Here is a 22732-nt window from a genome sequence, read left to right as displayed (position 1 = left end):
ATTATAGCTCATGCAGAAAACAAGTTATACTAATTCAAACCATATGATAGGAGATGACTCCTTTGATCGTACAAACGGATGCCGGGAAAGTTGCAGGTGTGCTATGTAAAGGCGCCCACGTATTCTGGGGCATACCTTATGCGGCTCCAGCAAACGGAAATCGCAGATTTAAGCCTCCTGCACCTCCACTCCCATGGTCAGGTATAAAAGACTGCCGTCATGTCGGAACGATTGCCCCTCAAAACGTTGGAGCGCAGAGTTCAATTACAACTCTTGTTCAGTCAGAGGATTGTTTACATTTGAACGTGTGGACCTCTGGCTCTGACAAAGAGCTAAAGCCAGTGCTGGTGTTCATCCATGGCGGTGGGTTCATATCCGGAAGCGGAGCAGACAGTGACGGTTCCCGGTATGTGGTGGAAGACGGGCTGGTTTACGTATCCATTAATTATCGTCTCGGGGTGCTAGGTTTTCTCCACCTAGAGGACATTCTTGGTGAGGAGTACATGACTTCTGGGAACAACGGCATGCTTGATATTGTATTTGCGCTGGAGTGGGTCCAACGGAATATCTCCGCCTTCGGCGGTGATCCGGAACGCGTTACTGTCAGCGGGGCTTCCGCCGGTGCCAAATGTACCGCTTCGCTGTATGTGATGGAGGCTGCACAGGGGTTATTTTGCCGAGCAATTGCTCAGAGTGGTGCCACTCAGGCGATAAGGGATCGAAGCACTGCGAACGTGACAACACTTCGGATACTTGAAAAGTTGGGCTTGTCTAGTGATCCTGGGCGATTGTTGAAGCTTCCTTTCGAGCAATTAATTGAGGCACAGTCCGCCGTTGGATGCGGCACCTCGCGCAGTCTGCATATGTTCGGGCCAGTAGCAGATGGGCGCATCATACCCTTGAAACCACTCTCAAAATTGGCTAATCGTGAGAAGATGCCGCCGATGCTGATTGGAACAAACGAAGATGAGTCTACTATTTTCATCCACAACGATATTGAGCTTCAATCTCCAAACCCAGTAACACTGGAACGATTCTTCGGGAGAAATGCTTCAACTATATGGGCAGCGTATCTATGTTATTCCGAAACGATGTCAGATGCAGATGCATGGCGCACGATATTAACCGAACATTTATATACGGTTGGAGCCATCCAGTTCGCGAATGCACTGGCTTCCTCAGGAACCCCTGTATGGATGTATCGTCTACGCAGCGGCGGTGTCCTGGGAGCGACGCATGGATATGAAAGCAGCCTCATTCATTTGGCAAATTCATCGTACCCGGTCCCTGTCCATCTGACCAATGATCCCCACACCATACCAACTGAACAATATGAACTGGCAAGGAACATGCGTAAATCCTGGTTAACCTATATTCGTCATGGGAATCCCAATTCAGACGCATTACCCGTTTGGCCAACTTATAATAATGAATGTAGTACTATGGTGCTGGACAAAGTCAGTTACGTCCAAGAGAATATGCCTCAGCCTGCAGGTATAGGTGTTCACCATCAAGTATGGAGAATTTTAGATGCAGATGATTAACATTACGCTTGTGATGGTATTGCTTGGCCTTCTCTTAGGCTTTGTTGGCGCTGGGGGCTCTGGTTTCATTATCTCCATATTAACGGTCGTTTTCGGTTACCCCATACATTTAGCGTTAGGAACGGCATTAGCGGCCATGTTTTTCTCCTCTCTTTCCGGTTCGGTCAGCCATTATCGTGAGGGGAACATGATATTGAAGACAGGTATTATTGTCGGTTTAGCCGGAGCAGCGGGCGCATGGATCAGCTCAGGCTGGTCATCATTCATTCCGGGGAGCTGGTTGGGCCTGATGACCTCCGTGATGCTATTTGCATCAGGGATTGCCTTGTGGCTAAGAATGCTTCTCGCCCGCACGGGTCCGAATGGTTCAGAGGACATGACACTGGCTCTCGCCAAAGGGCTGCGATATTGGTCCTACGCGATACTAATCGGTCTTGTTACCGGAATCTTGTCTGGACTGTTCGGCATTGGCTCCACGCCCTTCATCCAGTTGGGACTTATGCTGCTCCTGGGCATGCCCATGCGTTATGCTGCAGGTACAACCATGTTGGTTATCATTCCAACTGCACTGGCAGGTGGAGCAGGCTATTTTAAGATAGGTTATCTAGATGTACATCTGCTAATTGCAGTTGTGATTGGAACCATGTCAGGTTCGTACGTAGGGGCAAAATTCACAAAACGTGTTCCTGTGGCTTGGCTTAAAACATGCATGGTTATCACGCCGATGATTGGAGCAGCAATATTACTGCTGAATGTATAATATGAAGAATTACTTTTTCTATGCTAGTTTAGCGACTTCGAATGGTACCTCGTCTCGCAACAGCTAGATTAAGCTAAACGGTTTTATACTCCTCCTCTTTAGCGATAACCTCCCTTGCTGCTTCTATGAAAGATAATATGATGGGTGAAAGCCACTTGTCTTTATGCCATAACATCTGTGTATACACGTGCAAGTCCGGAATTTGCCATGGAAGAGCAACAAGCTCGCCCCGTTCAACTTCGGCTCCCGCGACGATTTCAGGAAGAAAGGCAATACCGATTCCCGTGATTGCACATTGTTTAATGGCTTCGGCACTCTGAAACTCTAAATACGTAATACTATCAATGCCCTCTTTCTCAAATGAGCGGTCAAACATCGTTCGATAGGGACAACCCTTTTCATTCGTCAGGAACACTTCTCCGTGAAAATCATCCAACTGCAGCACAGTTCGTTTAGAGAGCGGGTGGTCTGGAGCGGCGAAAAGGCGGAACGTTTCTTCCAGCAACGGCTCCACTGCAAGCGTGCTTGCGCGAATGGGTTCGTCCAGCATGAAGACGACATCCGAGGTTCCCTCAAAAAGCGTTTGCTTGAGCTCCTGATTGGGAACGGAGCGGAAGATCAGACGCACTCCAGGATAGCGCGAACGAAACAGGCGAAAGACAGCGGGAAGCCGATAGGCGCAAAGAACCTCGTTGGCACTGATCGTTAGAGTGCCGCTTAAGCTTTCGTTGTCATGAACGACGCTGCGAGCTTCGTCCAATTGGTTTAACACGCCTTCGATATGAGTCAAAAAGCGTTTACCTGCAGTTGTAAGAACGAGCTGTTTGCCCAAGCGGTCAAAGAGACGAACACCAAGCTCATCCTCCAACGCTTTCATTTGCATTGTGACGTTGGAGGGGACATAATTCAGCACTTCCGCAGCCCGACTGAAATTTAAAGTTGATGCAACCGTGCGGAACGTGTTCAGTTGGCGCAATTCCATCATTCCATCTCCCTTTACTTTCAAAATTATTGAATATAGCTTTGAAAACCATTCACTTTTATTGAGAGTATCACGGAACTATACTAACAACAAGAAATACATTCTAAATATATGGTTTCATTTTGAAGGGAGTTAACAATACGATGGATTATGAGATTTTTGATTTGGGTGACGTAACCTTGCAATCAGGAGTGACGTTACCGAGCGCTTTTCTTGCTTATAAGACTTATGGAAGATTGAATGAACAAAAAGATAATGTCATCGTCTATCCAACGGCTTTTGGCGACCAGCATGTTCAGAATGAATGGTTGATTGGAAACGGCATGGCACTGGATCCGGACAAATATTTCATTATCGTTCCTAATCTGCTGGGCAACGGATTATCTTCGTCCCCCACGAATACGCCGCCTCCTTTTGACAGAGCTAACTTTCCACAGGTAACCATCTATGACAACGTTAATTTCCAGCATCGGCTGGTGACCGAAAAATTCGGTATTCAAAAGATCGCTCTCGTCGTTGGATGGTCCATGGGAGGCATCCAGGCATTCCAATGGGGGGCAAGTTACCCCGATATGGTGGAACGAATTGCTCCTTTTGGGGGCATTGCCAAGCCTTGGCCCCATACATTTGTGGTTCTGGACAGTATGAAAGCTTCGCTGCTGGCTGCGGTAGGCTTCGATTCAAGTAAACTAAACCAGCTGACTTCTTCAGACATGCGCGCCGTTGGCCGGGTCTATGCGGGATGGGGATTATCACATGCGTTTTATAGAGAGGAACGTTATCGTGAGCTGGGATTTGACTCCCTGGAGGATTTTGTGGCTGGTGTTTGGGAAGACAGCTTTATGAAGATGGATCCGCATAATGTCCTGACCATGTTATGGACAGGCCAACATGCAGATATTAGTGCAAACCCCTCTTATAACGGAGATTTCGATAAGGCGCTTAAGAGCATTAAGGCTCTTGCCTGCATCATGCCGGGGAGCACGGATCTCTTTTGCACTGCGGATGATAACGAATACGAGGCTAAGCTTATGCCGAATGCTGAGTTTAATCCTATCGAGTCGATCTGGGGCCATTTTTCCGGCCGCGGAATCAACAGTGCCGATAATAAATTTATTGATGACAACCTAAAGCGCTTGTTGGGTCTTAGTGCTAACGGATAAATCATATTCACAGAAAAGGCGGTGCAGCTAAATGCTGCGCCGCCTAGATTTGAGTTGTCACCGTCTGGCGTTCGCAACATAACAACTTCCTCTTTAACGTCTTGAAGCCCTATGATCCGCTCCACCCACTCGCATTTACATCAATTGTTGCGCTATCTCCCAAATATGTCCGCCCGCCTCTTCATAAAACGACTTCGAAGCATGCAAATCCTCGACAAACAAAGTAATGACAGTTACGCTGCAGGACCCTAAAGAAGTCATTTCTACACCTCATCTCGTTTTTTATGTATCAGACAAAGAGTCCGCCTAAGCGATCATCGGCAGGAGGGGGATTGCCTAGATGTTTTGCCATCGATACGATTTGACCTTTGTGATGAAATTCGTGTGTCACAGCATGGGTTAACAGCAGCAGAGGAGTAGGTCTCCTTGGGTAACCCTGCCATTCATCACCTTGCTCAATAGGTTCAAAACAGCGATCGTAATACGCTTTCAAAAATCGTTCCACGATTTCGTCTACTTCCGTAAATCTGTTACGGACATCCTTCACATCTGCACCTTCAATCTCGTGTACAGTAGTTTCCTTGTGTTCACTGATCTTCTTAAATGCGAAGGATCCCAGCCAGAACCGATAAGAATCTGCAACATGAAATTGGGTCCGTAGGATCGTCCCGTGCCCAAACTCGGGAATTGTTTGATGTAATACATTAGAGGGCATCTCTTCCAAAAACGTAAACAAGGTTTCCCTAGCGGATTTGATCCAATCGTATTGTTGCTGCAAGATTTCAAGCATTCAAATCACCCCTCTAATTTTAGATTAAATGATTACTTCCCTCTTTGGCTTATCCTAACACAATGCAAGTAGTACGATTTCTTATCATTTACCCTTCCACGATATCTGCCCGTAAATCAGTTGCAATTTCAATCATGAGGGGCACGAGCTCTTGATGGGAAACGGCTACATACAACTCCCCCATATAGAGTCTGAATGGAATCAAGGCTTCTCCATGTTTCCATACAAAGAAATCCCCTTCTATAGACATGGTGCTCTCCTCCCCTTTCACAGTCAGCACCGTCTGATAAGTAAAATCAGCTTTGGATGAAAAATATGATTGGCATTCTTCCAATGAAATCTCCTGATTGTTAGAGTTTGGTTGCATGGATCTCGTGATCCGAAAACGTTGATTCATAAATATCCTCCAGAAATAAAATAACTTGTATCTTCGATTACTTTTATCGTTTAGCTCTTCTCTACGGTAGAGGTATCGAAGCCCCACCGACTCAGTCCAATACTATTCATACCACGATTGGTTAACCTCGTCTACACTGCCACTGACTTTCCATGCGTTCAATGAAAATCCGATTGGTATGCCGGATCATCTTTGATATGCTGAAATCAAACACATGAAAACTGGAGATGAAGCATGAATGTATAAGATACTAATCGTGGACGATGAAGCGGATCTTCGAAAGCTGCTGACCGATTACTTTGAAATCAACGGATATTTCGTCATGACGGCCAAGGACAGCCGGGAAGCTCTGCGAAAAGTGGAGCTAGGACCTGATCTCGTTTTGCTCGATATCAACATGCCTGAGGAGAACGGCCTTGAAATATGCGAAAAGATCAGAGGTTTTGTCTCGTGCCCCATCTTATTTTTGACCGCTCGAATCGAAGATGCCGATAAAATTGCCGGCTTTCGGGCAGGAGGCGATGACTATATCCTAAAACCTTTCAGTATTCGTGAGCTCGGCGCCAGGGTCGAAGCGCATTTGCGCAGGGAACAGCGAATCCTAACCAAAGCCTCGGTGAGGTTTAATCACGATTTAGTCATTAACTATACGGCCCGGGAGCTCTATTTCCAGGATAAACGAATTCCTCTGGCCAAAAAAGAGTTCGACATTATCGAGCTGCTGTCCATGAATTCCGGCATGGTGTTCGAGAGGGAGCGCATGTACGAAAAAATTTGGGGATTGGACGAAGAAGGCGATAGCAGCGTCATCGCAGAGCATATTCGGCGAATTCGCTCCAAATTCAAGGAATACGGCTGCGACGATCGAATCGAGACGGTTTGGGGAGTTGGGTACAAATGGCCAAACTCGTGAATAGGCTGCTGCTAAAAAGACTTAACTTGCTGCAATCCTCCATCCTGTTATGCATTCTCACGCTCTTGGCCGTGCTGGCCATCATCACCGTGGAGTTCGCCTGGGCGGAGAACCTGCGGGAGCGTTTTGGAGAGACCGATTGGATTCTGCCCTCCCTCGTCGCGGCGGTGCTGCTGACCGTGGCCGCCGGAATTGTCAGTATGGCCGTTCTATTGTACAGATGGAAACTTAAACGACCGCTGGAGATACTGAAGCAAGCATCCGAGAAGATTTCGGCCAACGATTTAAGCTTCAGCATCTCCTATGACAGCCGGGACGAGATGGGCGAGCTGATCGCCGTATTTGAAAACATGCGATCACAATTGGAAAAAAATTTAAAAGCGCTCTGGCGTTCGGTTGAGGAGCGCAAGCAGCTCAATGCTATTTTTGCCCATGATCTGAGGACGCCGCTGTCTGTGCTGAAAGGATACGCCGAGTTTCTCGAGACCTATTTTCCCGAGAAGAAATTGTCAGAAGCAAAGGTGCTGGACCTGATCCATACCATGAACCTTCACATCGTTCGCCTGGAGAACTATGCGGAGGCCATGAACTCGATTCAAAAGCTGGAGGATGTCCCGGTGCATCGCGATCGGATGGACATCCTCCCTTTCACGGCTATGTTGAACAATAGTGCCGAACAAATGGTTAGACAATCCGGCAAAAGCTTCGTCTTTTCCATTGAAAACGCTAATGCTGAAATCAACCTGGATGCCCATGTCGTCATGCAGGTATTCGAGAACCTGGTGGCCAATGCGGCCCGATACGCAACCCATCAGGTGAACGCTCGCTATGTCATTCGGGGTGACTCTATGCATATTACCGTCACGGACGACGGACCCGGTTTCTCGGAGGAAGCCCTGGATAAGGCTGCGCTCCCTTTTTACCGCGGGGACATGTGGGATGCAACCGAACATCGTGGGCTAGGACTATATGTTTGCAAGGTGCTTAGCGAAATACATGATGGGAGCTTGCAGGTCGAAAATGGACCTCATGGCGGAGGATGTGTGACGGCAAGTTTTGGATTGTAGTTGATAAATAGTTGAATATTATCCGATAGCATTTCCTTAACTTGATTGAAGGAGTGCTATGATGCCGAACACTAAACAAAGAATGTTAATCGTATTTACCTGCTTGCTGCTGCTATGGACCGCGATGGCAAAGTCCGTATCCGCCTTGGAAGTCCGAGACCGCACGAAAATTTGGCGGGAGATCGACGAATACATGAGTCAGAGCATGAAGGCAAACCATATCGAAGGTGCGTCCTTGGCGATTTCCCTAAACGAAGAGGCTTTCTACACTAAAGGCTATGGTACATTTGCAGATAGCAAAAGCATAACGGGCGAAACCCCTTTTCCCATTGCTTCGCTCAGCAAGTCCTTTACCGCATTAGCCGTACTGCAGTTGGTGGATAGCGGCCGGATTGATCTGGATGAGGCTTACGTTTCTTATTTCCCCGAACTTTCACCACGGGATCCCCGAGTGCATGACATTACGGTTCGGCATTTATTGAATCAGACCAGCGGTCTGACTGATAGAACAAATCCAGATATGACAAGGACTCCGCAATTCCAATCACTGCCTGAAGCAAACCGGTTATTAAACGAGGTTGAGCTCGCCCATAAACCTGGAACAACTTACAGTTACCATAATCCTAATTACGTGCTGTTGGCGAACCTCGTGGAAAGCATCAGTGGAGAGCGTTTTTCGGATTACTTGAATCGTCATATTTTCAACCCCCTGGGTATGAACCATACCTACAGTGTCAGCACGACGCATCAAATCAATGGGAATGAAGCTATCCCACCAGGTCATTACTCGATTCTAGGCCGCTCCGTGAGTCGCTCAGAGCCGCTGTGGTTTATTGACGGTCCTGCAGGCATCGTTTCAACCGCGGAAGACATGTCCAAATGGATGATTGCCCAATATAGCGGCCACCTTCTTTCCCCGGCGCTGAGGAATCAATTTCATTCAGCCGGAGAGACTTCGCCGTACGGCATGGGATGGCTCGCAGACCAAGACGAATCACGCGGCCGTACAATCTCTCACAGCGGCATTTTCTGGACGTATAAGTCGGAAGAAACGGTTTATTTGGACGAGCAGATGGGGATTACGGTGATGTTTAATTCGGGATTGAACGCATTTGTGAATTACTCGGAAGTCATCGATGGGATCGCGGCTATTATGAGGGGAGATCAGCCCGAAATCTCTTTTCTTAACGACCGAAACATGGCAATGATCATGATGACGCTGATTCTCGCAACGCTTGTCTGGGGTGCCTATGCTTATGTTCGTATCCGTCGGAGGAAGAAACGCCTTACTGCCGGTATGTTCATTCTGACAATGGTCGTTAGGCTGATTCCGGTCCTCATCCTCTTGTCTCTCCCCCCATTGCTGACGTTTATCGGCGGAGGGCGCGTGCTGCCTTGGTCCGGTCTTTGGACTACCCTGTCGTCACCTATTATATGGCTTGTTGTATGGTCGCTTGTCAATTTCGTGCATGTGGCTTGCTACTATAACAACTATACTCAATACACAAGGAATGGCCAATTGAAGGCTAACAAACCATAATGCCACAACGTTCACCATCATACCGATTGAAGAAAAAGGCAGCTTTATAACTGCCTTTTTAAATCGTTCACCTATGAGATTCAGAGCTAGTTATACCGCCGGATAATCTTTGTCTCCCTTGAATCAGGAAGAGATAGGCAGCAATCGATAATAAACTGGTAGAAAAGATGACCATTCCAAAAGGAATCGCAGAGTTTTCTCCCGCAATTCCCACAAGCGGAGACGTCACGGCACCTAACGCGAATTGTAAGGAGCCGAGCACGGCGGAAGCGCTGCCTGCAATATGCCCCTGCGACTCCATGGCTAACGTAAAGGAGATAGGCTCTATGATCCCAATGGAAAAAGCGAATAAGAAGATCGAAATAAACATGGCAGACAGTGCTCCATGTACCAATACGACGAACAAGATTGCAGCGGAAGATAGAAACGCTATAATTAACCCGATCCTAAATAGCCGGCTTTCAGTTAACCGGCCTGCGAGAAGCTTGACGAATTGAGATCCCGCAATAATAGCAAGTCCATTCAACGCAAAGAGGATCGAGAACGATTGCGGCGACACGCCGTACATGTTTTGATAAATAAACGGGGTGCCCGCAACATAGGCGAAGACACCTGCGAACAAGATGCCATTGACCAGAGCATATCCCATAAACGACCGCTCTCGGAACAAGCTGTTATAATTTTTGATCAACGACCGGGGATTGCTTGGTACCCGCTGCAGTACAGGTAAGCTTTCCTTTAATCCTCCTACGGTTATCGCGGTCAGTGCGATGCCGAGCGCCCCTAAAAATAGAAATACACTTCCCCATGAGCTGTAAGACATAACCGCACTCCCGAGCGTTGGCGAAATTAACGGAGCTACATTGCTGATCATCGTTAAGAGCGCGATAAACTTCGTCATTTCGACACCGCTATACCGATCTCGAACAATAGCTCGCGAAATCACGAGTCCGGCCGACGCTGCAACCCCTTGAATAAATCTTAAACATATGAACCACTCTATGCTTGGTGCAAAAGCGCATCCAATCGAGGAAAGGATGTACAATATCATGGAGGTCAGCAAAGGCGGACGTCTTCCATACATATCGCTTAGCGGCCCCATGACCAACTGTCCTAATCCTAAACCTAACAGGCTGGTGGTTAAACTCGCTTGAACCGCCGCTGCGCTTGTTCCAAAAAAAACAGCGATTTGTGGAAGTGATGCAAGATACATATCAACCGTAAATGGCCCTAATGCCGAAAATGCTGCCAAGATCAGGGCAAATCCAAGAGTATTCTTTTTGGTCTTATATTTCATTCCTCTATCTCCTATGACTGATTGAATGTTTTCTTTAAAATAACGCATTTGCTTTAGGTGTTATCGCATTTAGTCGTACGCTCGACCGACTTTCCTCATCTTAACTAAAGGGCACACCACTCGGTGTGCCCTTCATTATTTTGGGATGCAATGAATTCTTATTCATTCTCCATTGTGCTGATATCAATGACAAATCGATACCGGACGTCCGAAGCAAGTACACGTTCCCAAGCCTCATCAATCTGATTAGCGGAGATAACCTCGATCTCAGGCGTAATGTGGTGTTCAGCGCAGAAATCCAGCATTTCCTGTGTTTCTCGAATACCGCCGATTGCCGATCCAGCAAACGATCGACGATGCGGGATAAGCGAGAACACTTGAACAGGCAATGCCTCCGGCGGTGCACCGACGTTCACCAAGGTACCGTCCACCGCCAGCAGTGACAGGTAGGCATTCAAATCAATCTTGGCGCTCACCGTATTCACGATGAGATCAAACGTACCGGCTAGCTTCTTAAATGTCTCCGGATCGTTGGTGGCATAATAATGGTCGGCGCCTAACTTCAAACCGTCTTCTTTTTTCTTCAAGGTTTGAGAAATAACCGTTACTTCTGCTCCCATGGCATGAGCAAGCTTCACAGCCATGTGTCCAAGGCCGCCAAGTCCAACAACCGCGATTCTTTTGCCGGGTGCAGCACCCCAATGGCGCAGCGGCGAGTACGTCGTGATCCCAGCACACAAAAGCGGTGCGGCGGCATCAAGATTTATGCCGTCCGGAATTCGAACCACGAAATCTTCCGTTACGACGATGTGGGTGGAATAACCACCCTGTGTATATTCTCCATATCTATCGATTGCTGCATAGGTACCCGTATGTCCATTAAGACAATATTGCTCCTCTCCTCTTCGGCAGCTCTCGCACTCACCGCAGGAATCAACCATGCAGCCAACCCCTACTCGGTCACCAACCGTATACTTTGCGACTTCCGAACCAACCCGGGCGACTATGCCGGCGATTTCATGTCCTGGAACGAGTGGATATTGGACCGGCCCCCAGTCCCCGCGAGCGGTATGGATGTCAGAATGGCAAATACCGGCGTACTTGATCTCAATGAGGACATCATGCGGCTTAAGATCCCTACGCTCAATTGTAGTTCGTTTGAACGAACCTTCCGGACCGAACACAGCACGTGCATTAGCATTCATCATGTATAACCTCCAGGTAATATCATTTTATTTGGGAATCGTCGTGATCCACAGAGAGTGAATAAACAAATTGAGTTGTTTAATCAACTTGTGTCTATTATTATAGAAAAATAAAGTATAAGTTCAATGGTTAAAAAAACGGAATTTGTTGATATATCAACAAGATCATCAAAAGTGTTCATTATGTTGGGGATGTTAGGAGGAAAAGAAGAAATGGCCAAAGTAGATCGGAGAATTCTAAAAACGCAGGAAGCCTTAAAAAATGCCGTTATTGAATTGATGACAGAAAAAAACTTCGATGACATTACCATTCAAGACATTGCAGACCAGGCAAATTTAAACCGCGGTACGATTTATCTTCATTATCAGGACAAGTATGATTTATTGAATCAAATCATGGAGGCACACATTCATGAATTAAAAGAGATGGATACATGGGCATGTGAGATGGAATGGGCGGATGCTCTTGTTCCGTATTTCGAATATTTTGAAAAGAACTATGTGCTATTTTCAACCATGTTAGCGTCCAAAGGCGCCCCTTCCTCTTTCAGAACGCGGCTGCTTACTTCTTTCATGGAAGGATTCAGAGGTGAGATTGACAAAGAAAGCGGAAAAAATGCGGAATTAAATGAAGATGTGATGCTCCAATATGCAGGGACTGCTTATGTAGGGATCATTGAATGGTGGATCCGAAATGGAATGCCCTACTCGCCGCAAGTCATGGCCAAACAAGTCGGGACCTTGTTAGAAAGAAGCCTTTAACTCAAAATGAAAAAAGCCGCAATACATGCGGCTTTCAGTCGCCAAGCCTGCAGACAACACCGATCTTTATCGATGCTTGGACTCCAGGTTACCGGTGAATCTTCGAAGTTGCTATTGCTGCTGTCCCCCCTGATAGACCGTCTCATCCTGATGCACCTTGCGTCCCGCTGCCTTGGCTAGCTCAAGCAGCTTGGTTGCGTCATCCTGAGGTTGGTATCCGATCAATTGCTCCAGATAATCGATGTTGTAGTAGTTATCGCTATTGGCGGAGGTGCCGTACAGATTTAAATACTTAAGTTCGTCATCAGCCTCAATGCAACAAACGATCAGTTGGAGCATATCACGCTCGGATATCCAGATATGCCCCGCACGCTCTGAATGAGGACGATCGTCCCCAGGAAAGTTGCCAATACGAATATTGAACGAAGAGATCTTGCCCTGATCTGAATAAAGTCGGCCCAGCAGTTCGATATAGCATTTGCTGAGCCCGTAAAAGCTATCCGGACGGTACGGATCGTCAGGCTCCACCTTCTCGGAAGTCTTGTAGAAACCGGTTGCATGATTGGAACTGGCAAAAATAATGCGGCGAACGCCATTTTGCACCGATGTCTCAAATAACTTGTATGCACCGCTCACGTTTCCCTCCAGCACCTTACCGAGAAAATCCCCGTTGTCCTTTATCCAGGCAAAATGAAGCACCGTGTCAATACCTTTCGTGAGCTCGGCCAACCGGGCCTCGTCCACGATGTCCATTTGTACAATGCCTTGCCTATCATCCGCCTGTATATCCGCTCCGACAATGTCATACCGATTGTCTTTTTGCAGCCCCTTGTAGATTACATTCCCTATGGTGCCCGCCGCTCCGGTTATTAACAGTTTGCGTTTCATTCGTTTAAACTCCTTTCTCGCTTCGTCGTCACGCGATTGCTGTGCTGTTAGTAATTACCCGTTGGGAGAAGGATATATACGATAATGTTCGTCTGACTTAGTACCATTTAAAGAATGAGTATTCTAACACGAGTGCAAACTCGGGACCATAAGTTCATTAAAACGGAAATTAAGCTTTCCATAGCCACCCTTGTTTACGTTTGGAATAATATGGGTTGTATTATTATGGTTAAAATATCCGATTTTATGTAGAAGATCATTCACGACGTCCGACATATGCCGTGGCATAAGTTCATAACTGAAAAGGAAATACTCTTCATGAAGGAGGGTTAGCATGGTTAAAATCAACAGCTGGCTCGGACAAATGGCTCACAATTATTTGCTAATTGTAATTGCAGCCATCATCTTTTTTGGTATCAAATCAATTCTCGGTTTATTAACTTACAGACACTACAATAAGGAACTGCAACAATTGCACAAAAAAATAGATCTCCTTTCAAAAAAAATTTCAAAAGAATGAAGTATGGCTTGTAGGAACAGAACTAAGCCCCCTCCCTCCAACCTCCATCTATGGAACCGTCCCATTTTGTACGGAACTTTCTGTTTCTTAAACAACACGTAACAATACAAAAAACTCTCATCCTAAACGAAAAAAATGACCGGCGTTCGACCGGTCATTTTACTTGATGCTCTTATCCTTAGACCATGGGTATAAAGGGTCCAGCACTTGTTTGCCCGTGAGCCTTGAAATCAAATCCTTGCTCGTACGGTGAAGAATTCGCCTTCTACCGTCTCATCTTTCTAAGCAAATCCATATTGCCGCTTCCAATCGCGCCAATATATTGATTGATGACTTCGATATCGTAATCCCACCATTTGATTTCCAATAACTCTTGTATGATTTCAGTTGAAAACCGCTTGCGGATTTCCCTTGCAGGATTTCCTCCAACGATCGTATAGGGCTCCACATCCTTTGCAACGACAGCTTCTGAGCCAATGATAGCCCCGTCGCCAATCTGTACACCCGGCATGATCGTTGCACGCCTTCCGATCCATACGTCATTTCCAATGATCGTATCTCCCTTGATCGGCAAATTTTCTATAGATGGAGTGAATTTCTCCCAACCGTTTCCAAAGATATTAAAAGGAAAGGTTGAACCGTCCATCCGATGGTTCCCTCCATCCATCATAAATCTGGTTTCGGAAGCAATTGAACAAAACTTGCCGATTATTAATTTTGTTCCAATGAATTCATAATGGTACAATACTTGATCCTCAAATGATTCTCCGTTTAGTGCATAGTAGTATGAATAATCACCTGCGATAATATTAGGTTTTGTAATCGTGTTCTTAATAAATTGGAGATTGTTATCCCCGGGTAGAGGATATCTCTCATCTGGATTCGGTCCTGTCATTTCTACATCATCCCTCTCATCGCAATTTATCCGACTGGAACGCTACCATCTTTCAAACCATTATCGGCCACACAAAAAAAAGCCTCCTTTCCGGTCAACGGAAAGGAGGCACACATACAAACACAAAGACGTGCTGCTATACAAAAAAGCAGTCGCACATTATGTTAATATATAAAAGCCCGACTAATCCTATCCCGAAAACCTGGAAAATAGATTTTCTTTGGTGGATAGGATTAATAAATCATCGGCTTGGGGTCACCCTTTCTTTACTGAATAAGACAAATTTACCATACTCCACATATGGAATCAACTCCCATTAACCGTTTCTGTTCCTCCAGTCATTTGAAATGGTGAAACTCGAGTAGCTTCCGCCTTCCTCTTCATTTAACACTAGCCATTTACCGAGACATCACGTTAAGTACATTGCCGCTTCCATCATCAATAATACGTATAATTTTATCATCAAGGAGTTGAATGGTGCCGTCCGACTTCAAGATTTCATGCGGCTCCATTAACCCATGAGCAATGGATTTGCGAATCAGCCCTTGATTCTTGAATACCAATGCATACAGATCGTAGTCTCCAGTCTTTCGGTTAGTATATTCAATGCTTAGGATAAGTAGATTCCTGGGAGACCTCTTGAAGTTAAAGGTAAGATCATGAGTATTTACATTAATGTCCTTTATGCCTAGCGGAATCGAATGCTTTTGACCCGTATAAGCATTAGTAATCTCAAGATCCCCTTTTGCTGCGCGAATCATATAGCTGTATCCCATCATGCTGTCATTAAAAGTATCCTTATAGTTGTTGAGTCCCGTCACGGTTACCTTCCCCGTCTTCGTGTCCCGATTGGCCACTTCCCCGTCCAAAGCAGACGCGAGGAATCGAATCGGCACATAAAGGTTACTGATGTACCACACAGGTTCTCTGCCCATATCCACTTCTCGACCATCTACTTCGGCAATGCTGCTTCCCATGTGTACAACAATGCGCTTCTGATCCCGCTTCAGAACCGCCGTATTGTCATTTTCCATCCCCCAACGCAGACCTGCTAGGTTACCTAGCGAGAACAAACTTCCGTAAGTCACTCCGTCCTTATGAAGCGTCTCAATATGAGTGGTACGACCGTCTTCCCATTGCATTTCCAGTTCGACGTACTTGGAAGCCGCATCAGATACTTGAGCCCCCAGAGGTAAAAGAACAGACATGATAAATAAAACGGCAGCTGCATGTTTCCAATGCTTCGTTTTCATACTAATCTCACCCACTAATTGTAATTTTTAATGCTAACAATAAAGACGATTATAACTGGTAAAAGGTTACTCACAAATATATTCGTACACCTCGCTCATAATATCCAGGACGTCGTGCTTGCTTGGGGCAAGATAATAGATTAATCCGAAAGCCTGATCACGCGTTAAATCATAAACTGCCTGGAACGCTTCTTCATCTCCCTGGCTCATCCGGATGAGCCAAGGCTGGATATCCATTTCATTCATAGGGCTGGCCTTCATTTTAGGACTTACACCTGATATTGGCTCCATCGCCCAATAAGGTTCAATGCGATGTGAAAAAACCTTGGGTAAGCTCGTCTTCATAGTACAAAAAACGCAGCTTTCCGGCTGCGTTTCATCTCATTATACTAGGATTTTCTTTTAGCAAAATGGTAGCGGAACAGATTTCTTTAGCAATTCATGCCGAAAACCGGTCATTGGATGACAATTAAATAGAAGAGAGCTGCTAAGACAAAACGGTATAGAGCAAACCATTCCAATCGAAGCCGCTTAATCAGTTTGATGAAGGTCACGACTGCAATCATTGCCACAAGAAAGGATGTCGTAAAACCAATCAACATGAGAAAGATATCGTCAGCATTCAGCAGATCGCGACTATCGTATAAATCCAGCAAGCTTGCACCAAACATAACAGGCACGGAAATAAGGAACGTAAAATCTGCGGCGGCTTTTTGGCTGGTGCCAAGTAAAAGTCCGCCTGAAATCGTCGAACCCGATCTCGAAAATCCCGGCCATAAAGCCAAACATTGGAACAGGCCGATCCCTAGTGCTTGTTTATAATTAATCCCATCCATCGTATCAGCGGTTTTAGTTCTCCTGCTCCGTGCTGCGATGATCATCAACAAGCCACCGGCAACTAAACCGATCAAGACAGGGGTTGGGCCGAATAGTTGGCTTTTTATGGTGTCGTTGAAGAGAAGATATAGGATCAGTGCCGGTAACATAGCCAAAATCATATGAATGACATTTAATCCTTTACTTTGGGAAAAATCCATTCTAATCAGATTAGCCCCAATCTCCAAATACCTTTTCCAATAAAGAATGAGAACTGCCAATACTGCACCCAACTGAATAACAATTTTAAAAGTTATTGCAGCGTCTCCCTCAAAGCTAAGCAAATTGCCTGCTAAAATAAGATGTCCGGTAGACGAAACCGGTAAAAATTCAGTTAAGCCCTCTATAATGCCAAGTATTATTGCTTTAACTACATCAGTCACCAATGAATATCCCCCTTCGGAAACAAACTCGTTCAGCAATTTCCAGTATAAGGGGGACATCTATATATTCCCATCGATTAACATAACAAAATTCCATTCCGTATGACATAATTGTCACATTGCTCATTGTTTTAGTCTTAAACAGCCCTTTGACTAGATAATTGGAAGATAGGCACCCACTTGTTACACCATGAACGAAACTGTTCTCACACACAGACTACGTGAAAAAGGACAGCCCCGCTTAGCCGGGACTGTCCATCATCCAACGTTCTGATATGAAGTAATTATATTAGCCAGTCACACGATTCACAATTTTAAGTACCGTATCCCGCGTTAATTTGCTTCCCCCCGCAGAAATGAGGTTGACCGTAGCATGAGCTAACGCTAATGGAATCTTGCAAAACTTTAACGCCGGACCATCCTTCAGGTCGGCGATATAAGAGTCTGCGGTTTGTAAATTACGGCATGTGTACTGGTGCATCTCATGAAATCCCCAACCATCAGGGAAGAAGTCAACGCCACGTTTAAGATCCTCATCTCTATTTCGAAGTATATTTACCGATTGGAGCCCTCTTCCGAAGGCAATTGCCTTCGTTAGATCAGATTGCGTTCCGTCATGCCATAACCATAGTTCGGATAACATTTCTCCAACCATACCCGCAACGCTATAGGTATATCGGTCCAGATCCTCTTCTGTATGAATGTTCCACCCGTTCTGAACCCATTCAGACATATGTAACGCCATCTTTGCGATGTAATGATTTACGATGGGAGCTCCGGAAGACGGACAAAGGATCGCCCATTTGTCTAGCTGCATCGTAACTTCTGGTAATACTGTCCGATAAGGTGATAGTAGTCTTGGTGTTGCTTCCATAATATCCTGTGACTTAAATATTTCATGAATTCCAAAAAGCAATTCAACTTTCAATTCGTCATTGAGTTCATTATGATCCTCGATTTCGTCTATTGCACGCATACATAGATAGGCAGATGTAACAGCCTCCCTTAATCCTAAATCCAAATAACTAATGGGTATATAAAAAGTACGGCTCGTCTTCTTTAACATGGACATGGCTTCATTCAAGGCGACGTTATTAATGAGTACTCCCTCCAAGTATAGCTAAGTTTTAAATTGCTCATTACTTACCATGATAACACACGTTGATATAGTCAATCCAAATTGTACTTAAAACTTAGGCATCGTTATAAACAAAACAAGAGGCAAACCGATATTCTCGATTTGCCTCTCTCACCCCTCAATGGAAATGACGCGTTTATTGATTTGTTCTCTCGAAATACACCAGCAAAGATCTCCCCCCAGCAGTCGGGAGCATCTGAATGGACGCGGCTTTATAATAAACACATAACATCGACCACAGTGTGTCAGTGATTAAAAATAATATAAGTTTACGGATCGGTCCCGAAGGGAAAACGGATACTTCGCATCGCGGGGGCAATCTCGGCTTTATATCACCCTTTTATCCATGACAGGTTGTATTTCATGCCGTCTTTCATGACAAAACCTTTTACTTGACGCATTCAGTTCTTACAATATTTCGATATACCCTTCTGTTCCATGGACGCGAATTCGCTGCCCATCTTTTATCCGTTTAGTAGCATTCTCCACGCCGACAACTGCGGGTAAGCCATATTCACGTGCAATAACTGCTCCATGGGTCATCAGTCCACCCACTTCGGTGACTAGGCCTTGGATGGATACAAACAATGGTGTCCAGCTAGGGTCAGTAAAGGAGGTGACTAATATATCTCCATCTTCCAGATCAGTATCTTCCATGTTTAAGATGACTCGTGCTCGCCCCTCTATAACTCCAGAGGAAACAGGCAGACCTGCAATCGCTCCGACAGGGAGATTCTCTCGTTTGTACTCCCCTGCTATGATTTCACCATCCGAGGTGATAACACGCGGCGGAGTTAGTTTTTTATATAATTTGTACTCGTCTTTTCGTTTGTTGATCATCCGGTAATCCAGTTTATGTGTGCGTACGACTTCGTGAAGTTCCTCAAAAGTGAGATAATATATATCTGCTTTATCATGAATAACGCCCACTTGTACGAGTTGTTCGGCTTCTTTCAGTAAAGCCTGCTTATATACGAAGTAGCGATTAATATACCCGTATTTTGGATATTCACGATAACCGATGAAATTCCGGACGAGGTCGATCATTCGTTTGGTTTCTTTGGCTTTTTGTTCACCATCCGGCAATTGCTTCAATCGATATAATAAGTCTTGTTCTTTTTGCAGTGCTTCCCGTCGCCCTTGCTCAAATCTCCTAATGCTTTCATGAGGCTCAAAGTTTTTGATGTTATTCAGAATTAAAGGCACAATCGTAATCGGTTTTTCGCTCCAACGCGTTCGAGTAATATCGATTTCTCCGGCACATCGCATACCGTATTTGTTGAGATAAGCTTGCACCGCGTCTCGGGCTTCCTGTCCGCCTTCAAACTTAGGTAGTTCATCCAAAAAGGGATCATCTTTTACATGTTGCAAATATTCAATCACTTCCGGATAAGGACGGATCGCATCTGCGACATCCAACAACGCCAGACCCATTTCCGAAGTAATATTGTGGGGCACGGATTGCGAAAGCGCATCGGCTGCGTTTTTTTCCCCCAACCACTTCATCATTTTCTCGTTGATCCATTCGGAAGCATCCATAGCCGCCATAAACACAGAGGTACTTCGGGGGTCGAATAAGATCTTCTTTAATTGTTGGATATCCTCCAGAATAAAATCAAACAAATCCGATCCCGATTTCGCTTGGATGTTATATTTTAGTTCTTCTACTGAAGCTTGATTGCTCTTAATCAAATCGGAAACGATTGCCGGATCGTGTTCGAATTGCGCTTGAACGCCTGCGGACGACTTGCCTTTACCGCGATTCCCGGGACTCCGTTCTTTATCATCAGTCGGCACCAGTTTTATAAAATCTCGCTCTATAATGGTCTCAAGTGCGTCTTTTATGAGCGGATCGGATCGTCCCAGGGTTAGTAACGCATCTCTGCCGACAGGCGAAGCCAACATAGCTGAAATATCGACAAACAACCTCCCGCCGGCTTTACGCATAGGTGCAGAAGTAATTAACAGGTAAAACGACAACCCCAGTGGTTTTATAGGATCCGTCATCATTTGTTGATGACCAACAGAGATATAGACGTGATTTTCTTGATCGCTCGCTTCAGGGATCGGATATAAAGTCGTGATTGGCCGACTCTGAACAATATAAAAGGTATCATGGGCCAAACACCATTCGATGTCTTGGGGCTGGCCGAAATAAGCTTCGATTTGTCTTCCGATGCGTGCCAGTTGTAGAATTTGCTCATCAGTAAGTGTTTGAGTCTTTTGCTGATCAGGATCGATCTGCTTTGTCTCCGTTCCGCCTTCTTTTCGTCCATAGATCGCCAATGTTTTGGCTGCTATCCTCTTATCGACGATATCCCCTTCCCGCACTTTATAACCATCGGCAGATACTAAACCAGAGACAAGCGCTTCTCCAAGTCCAAAACTGGCATCGATGGATAACACCTTTCGGCTCGAGGTCATCGGATCGGCGGTAAATAATATCCCTGAAGCCTGTGGGAAAACCATCCTTTGCACAATAACGGATAAATAAACTTGACTGTGGTCAAATCCATTTTGCATACGGTAGATCACCGCGCGATCCGTAAATAGGGAAGCCCAGCATTTGCTGATATGCTGCAAGATGGCATCGACGCCGATGATGTTTAAATAGGTGTCTTGTTGACCGGCAAAAGAGGCATGCGGTAAATCTTCGGCAGTCGCACTAGAACGCACGGCATAAGCATGTTCCTTGCCAAACCGGGAGAGATAGTGAGTTACGGCTGTCACTACATCGGGAGGAATTTCTATATCCATAATGGTTTGTCTGATCTTCCTGCTGATTTCACCAATTTGATCTCGATCTTCTGCTTTTAGCATAGTTAGTCGACCCAGCAAAGCATGATACGTTTCGTTTTGCTCGATGGCTCTTTGATAACCCACGGTTGTCACACAAAATCCTTCGGGAACCTGTATTCCTTCGATTTTTGATAATTTCCCTAAATGTAACCCTTTTCCGCCAACGAGCCAAAGCTGCGTTTTTTCCATTTCCTGAAAATCGAGAACCAACGAACGCATTCAACATCTCTCCTAACCATTAAATTGAGAAAAAACATTTGACAAGGATTTTTCGGCATGGTACAATTAAATTGTAAGATAAGATATTTATGTCCGATTTACTTCTGTCAGTCGTGGTCTGATTATATCACCATGTCTGTTTATATGCAATAAAAAAGAACCTTCAGGTTCTTTTTTTGTTTTCCGCTATCTTAGTGACATCCAAACCAAATAAAAAGAGCTGCGAAATATCGCTGCTCTTGTCAGTGGATAGCTAGCAGGGTTTTCACTGCATGCACAAGTTTCTGTCTTCTGTTAATCCTTTAATATTCTCCTTTAATGACGAAAAACGAGCCCCGAATGGTTCCAGCTAATTTCGACTTCTGTCTAGCAAACTTAAACTTCCCTTCCAACTCCTGTGGAACCTCCATCCCCTCCGAAAGCTTAAAACCAACAGCCCGCTTCTTAGGATCATCCACCGTATACATGACGTTGAGGGCAAGACCATCCTCATAAAAGACGTAGGCAAATTGGATATTTTCCACTTGAAAGCGCGAGGTTTCTAAAGGTTTGGCCGCAAACTCAAGATCACGTTCTTCTTTTAAAATTCGGTTTACATAATCAAGGGTTTCCTTGCTTTCGCTAGCGGGTACAACCGTAAATTCATGCTTATATTTGTTCATAAAGTAACGGGCTTCATTCGCTCGTAAACCAGCAAGCGCTTCTGCTGCGGGTGAAGATTCTAAGCCATGCGTAGACACATTTTTAAAATCAACGATATAGGACATTTCCATTCCTCCTAAAAGTTATGCGAGCATTACTTCATTGAATCGACTTCGAGTAAAGCTCGCATCAAGAGCATTCGCTTATTTCCTTACAACCGGAATCCACAACTCACCGAATACAAGATCGTCTCGCTGCCCCATTTCAACCGTTGCATTTGGCCCGCCAACATAGGCAAAATTTTGTGCTTCCGGCAAGACTTGTCCAAAGGCAATGCCAGTAAGTTTATTACTCAACTCATCAGCCGTCTTCCCTTCCCCTTTTACAACGAGGTATTCCCCTTTAGGAAATTGAATCACTCGAGTTGCTTCAGGTAACGATGTCTCTGTCATGACGCCGGCATAATGCATCATCTTATTATTCACCGCTTCGTTTACGGCAAAAATGTAGTCATTTGCGGCGATGGCCTTTAACGTGTCCAGCCTTCCATCCTGTTTCACGGCCTCCCAAAAATCCGCCTTCTCCTTGTTTATGCCAGCATAGTCTGTGTAATCGCTCTGGAGCTCCGTTCCAATTCCTAATACGATAAAGCTGTCTTTTTCCTCAAGCGCATAATTTGTCATATTCAAAACCATCCTT

General features: G+C 45.3%; 22 protein-coding genes. 8 read left to right on the top strand and 14 right to left on the bottom strand.

Annotated features, from left to right (window positions below; all coding sequences use genetic code 11):
- Positions 1 to 62 precede the first annotated feature (62 nt).
- Positions 63 to 1544 carry a carboxylesterase/lipase family protein gene (locus ACETK5_RS10745; protein WP_394055530.1) on the top strand — a complete coding sequence of 494 codons (1482 nt, stop codon included), beginning with the start codon at positions 63 to 65 and terminating at the stop codon, positions 1542 to 1544.
- The gene (locus tag ACETK5_RS10740; RefSeq protein ID WP_326120532.1) at positions 1531 to 2304 is read left to right on the top strand and encodes a sulfite exporter TauE/SafE family protein; all 774 of its coding nucleotides are present in this window, start codon (positions 1531 to 1533) and stop codon (positions 2302 to 2304) included. The genes ACETK5_RS10745 and ACETK5_RS10740 overlap by 14 nt, the downstream gene beginning before the upstream one ends.
- 73 nt (positions 2305 to 2377) lie before the next feature.
- On the opposite strand, the gene ACETK5_RS10735 is transcribed toward ACETK5_RS10740, so the two are convergent.
- Positions 2378 to 3286: a LysR family transcriptional regulator gene (locus ACETK5_RS10735; protein WP_394055528.1), complete on the bottom strand. Its 909-nt coding sequence runs from the start codon at positions 3284 to 3286 to the stop codon at positions 2378 to 2380.
- A gap of 143 nt (positions 3287 to 3429) precedes the next feature.
- Between ACETK5_RS10735 and ACETK5_RS10730 the strand changes: the two genes are divergently transcribed.
- Positions 3430 to 4449 carry an alpha/beta fold hydrolase gene (locus ACETK5_RS10730; RefSeq protein WP_100537411.1) on the top strand — a complete coding sequence of 340 codons (1020 nt, stop codon included), beginning with the start codon at positions 3430 to 3432 and terminating at the stop codon, positions 4447 to 4449.
- Positions 4450 to 4738: 289 nt separating this feature from the next.
- Here the strand turns inward: ACETK5_RS10730 and ACETK5_RS10725 are convergent, their stop codons facing one another.
- A complete protein-coding gene (locus ACETK5_RS10725; RefSeq protein WP_100537412.1) occupies positions 4739 to 5239 on the bottom strand; it encodes a DinB family protein in 501 nt (166 codons plus the stop codon).
- Between the two features lie 88 nt (positions 5240 to 5327).
- Positions 5328 to 5636 (bottom strand): hypothetical protein, encoded by a 309-nt coding sequence (locus ACETK5_RS10720; RefSeq protein ID WP_326113467.1) that lies wholly within the window; start codon positions 5634 to 5636, stop codon positions 5328 to 5330.
- 238 nt (positions 5637 to 5874) lie between these two features.
- On the opposite strand from ACETK5_RS10720, the gene ACETK5_RS10715 reads away from it, so the two are divergent.
- The 3 genes from ACETK5_RS10715 (at position 5875) to ACETK5_RS10705 (ending at position 9156) form a co-directional block, all read left to right on the top strand.
- The gene (locus tag ACETK5_RS10715) at positions 5875 to 6549 is read left to right on the top strand and encodes a response regulator transcription factor (protein WP_394055525.1); all 675 of its coding nucleotides are present in this window, start codon (positions 5875 to 5877) and stop codon (positions 6547 to 6549) included.
- The gene (locus ACETK5_RS10710) at positions 6534 to 7616 is read left to right on the top strand and encodes a HAMP domain-containing sensor histidine kinase (protein WP_326120528.1); all 1083 of its coding nucleotides are present in this window, start codon (positions 6534 to 6536) and stop codon (positions 7614 to 7616) included. The genes ACETK5_RS10715 and ACETK5_RS10710 overlap by 16 nt, the downstream gene beginning before the upstream one ends.
- A 61-nt stretch (positions 7617 to 7677) precedes the next feature.
- Positions 7678 to 9156, top strand: a complete 1479-nt coding sequence (locus tag ACETK5_RS10705) for a serine hydrolase domain-containing protein (protein ID WP_100537416.1) — start codon at positions 7678 to 7680, stop codon at positions 9154 to 9156.
- 67 nt (positions 9157 to 9223) lie between these two features.
- On the opposite strand, the gene ACETK5_RS10700 is transcribed toward ACETK5_RS10705, so the two are convergent.
- Together ACETK5_RS10700 and ACETK5_RS10695 are read right to left on the bottom strand one after the other, a co-directional pair.
- Positions 9224 to 10453 carry a multidrug effflux MFS transporter gene (locus ACETK5_RS10700; RefSeq protein ID WP_394055522.1) on the bottom strand — a complete coding sequence of 410 codons (1230 nt, stop codon included), beginning with the start codon at positions 10451 to 10453 and terminating at the stop codon, positions 9224 to 9226.
- Between the two features lie 158 nt (positions 10454 to 10611).
- Positions 10612 to 11661, bottom strand: coding sequence for an NAD(P)-dependent alcohol dehydrogenase (locus ACETK5_RS10695; protein WP_394055520.1), 1050 nt, complete (start codon positions 11659 to 11661; stop codon positions 10612 to 10614).
- A 210-nt stretch (positions 11662 to 11871) separates the two neighbouring features.
- Between ACETK5_RS10695 and ACETK5_RS10690 the strand changes: the two genes are divergently transcribed.
- Positions 11872 to 12420 (top strand): TetR/AcrR family transcriptional regulator, encoded by a 549-nt coding sequence (locus tag ACETK5_RS10690; RefSeq protein ID WP_100537418.1) that lies wholly within the window; start codon positions 11872 to 11874, stop codon positions 12418 to 12420.
- A gap of 111 nt (positions 12421 to 12531) precedes the next feature.
- On the opposite strand, the gene ACETK5_RS10685 is transcribed toward ACETK5_RS10690, so the two are convergent.
- Positions 12532 to 13308, bottom strand: a complete 777-nt coding sequence (locus ACETK5_RS10685; protein WP_100537419.1) for an NAD-dependent epimerase/dehydratase family protein — start codon at positions 13306 to 13308, stop codon at positions 12532 to 12534.
- Positions 13309 to 13642: 334 nt separating this feature from the next.
- Here ACETK5_RS10685 and ACETK5_RS10680 point away from each other — a divergent pair, with 334 nt between their 5' ends.
- A complete protein-coding gene (locus tag ACETK5_RS10680) occupies positions 13643 to 13828 on the top strand; it encodes a LapA family protein (protein ID WP_100537420.1) in 186 nt (61 codons plus the stop codon).
- A 265-nt stretch (positions 13829 to 14093) separates the two neighbouring features.
- On the opposite strand, the gene vat(I) is transcribed toward ACETK5_RS10680, so the two are convergent.
- The 8 genes from vat(I) to ACETK5_RS10640 form a co-directional block, all read right to left on the bottom strand.
- Positions 14094 to 14723, bottom strand: a complete 630-nt coding sequence (gene vat(I), locus ACETK5_RS10675; protein WP_394055517.1) for a streptogramin A O-acetyltransferase Vat(I) — start codon at positions 14721 to 14723, stop codon at positions 14094 to 14096.
- A 398-nt stretch (positions 14724 to 15121) separates the two neighbouring features.
- Complete coding sequence (locus tag ACETK5_RS10670) at positions 15122 to 15976, bottom strand: stalk domain-containing protein (protein WP_394055515.1); 855 nt, start codon at positions 15974 to 15976, stop codon at positions 15122 to 15124.
- A 66-nt stretch (positions 15977 to 16042) separates the two neighbouring features.
- Positions 16043 to 16321 (bottom strand): hypothetical protein, encoded by a 279-nt coding sequence (locus ACETK5_RS10665; protein WP_394055513.1) that lies wholly within the window; start codon positions 16319 to 16321, stop codon positions 16043 to 16045.
- A 110-nt stretch (positions 16322 to 16431) separates the two neighbouring features.
- Positions 16432 to 17235, bottom strand: coding sequence for an undecaprenyl-diphosphate phosphatase (locus tag ACETK5_RS10660; RefSeq protein WP_394057386.1), 804 nt, complete (start codon positions 17233 to 17235; stop codon positions 16432 to 16434).
- Between the two features lie 289 nt (positions 17236 to 17524).
- Positions 17525 to 18307, bottom strand: a complete 783-nt coding sequence (locus ACETK5_RS10655; protein ID WP_165789714.1) for a squalene/phytoene synthase family protein — start codon at positions 18305 to 18307, stop codon at positions 17525 to 17527.
- A 474-nt stretch (positions 18308 to 18781) separates the two neighbouring features.
- The gene (gene ppsA / locus ACETK5_RS10650) at positions 18782 to 21391 is read right to left on the bottom strand and encodes a phosphoenolpyruvate synthase (RefSeq protein WP_394055510.1); all 2610 of its coding nucleotides are present in this window, start codon (positions 21389 to 21391) and stop codon (positions 18782 to 18784) included.
- 302 nt (positions 21392 to 21693) lie between these two features.
- Positions 21694 to 22158, bottom strand: coding sequence for a phage tail protein (locus ACETK5_RS10645; protein ID WP_394055508.1), 465 nt, complete (start codon positions 22156 to 22158; stop codon positions 21694 to 21696).
- Positions 22159 to 22236: 78 nt separating this feature from the next.
- Positions 22237 to 22716 (bottom strand): GyrI-like domain-containing protein, encoded by a 480-nt coding sequence (locus tag ACETK5_RS10640; protein WP_100537426.1) that lies wholly within the window; start codon positions 22714 to 22716, stop codon positions 22237 to 22239.
- Positions 22717 to 22732: the final 16 nt, after the last annotated feature.

Origin of the sequence: Paenibacillus ilasis, assembly GCF_043195395.1 — a bacterium.
GTDB lineage: Bacteria > Bacillota > Bacilli > Paenibacillales > Paenibacillaceae > Paenibacillus_AQ > Paenibacillus_AQ lautus.
This window is presented reverse-complemented; position numbering and strand designations above follow the sequence as displayed.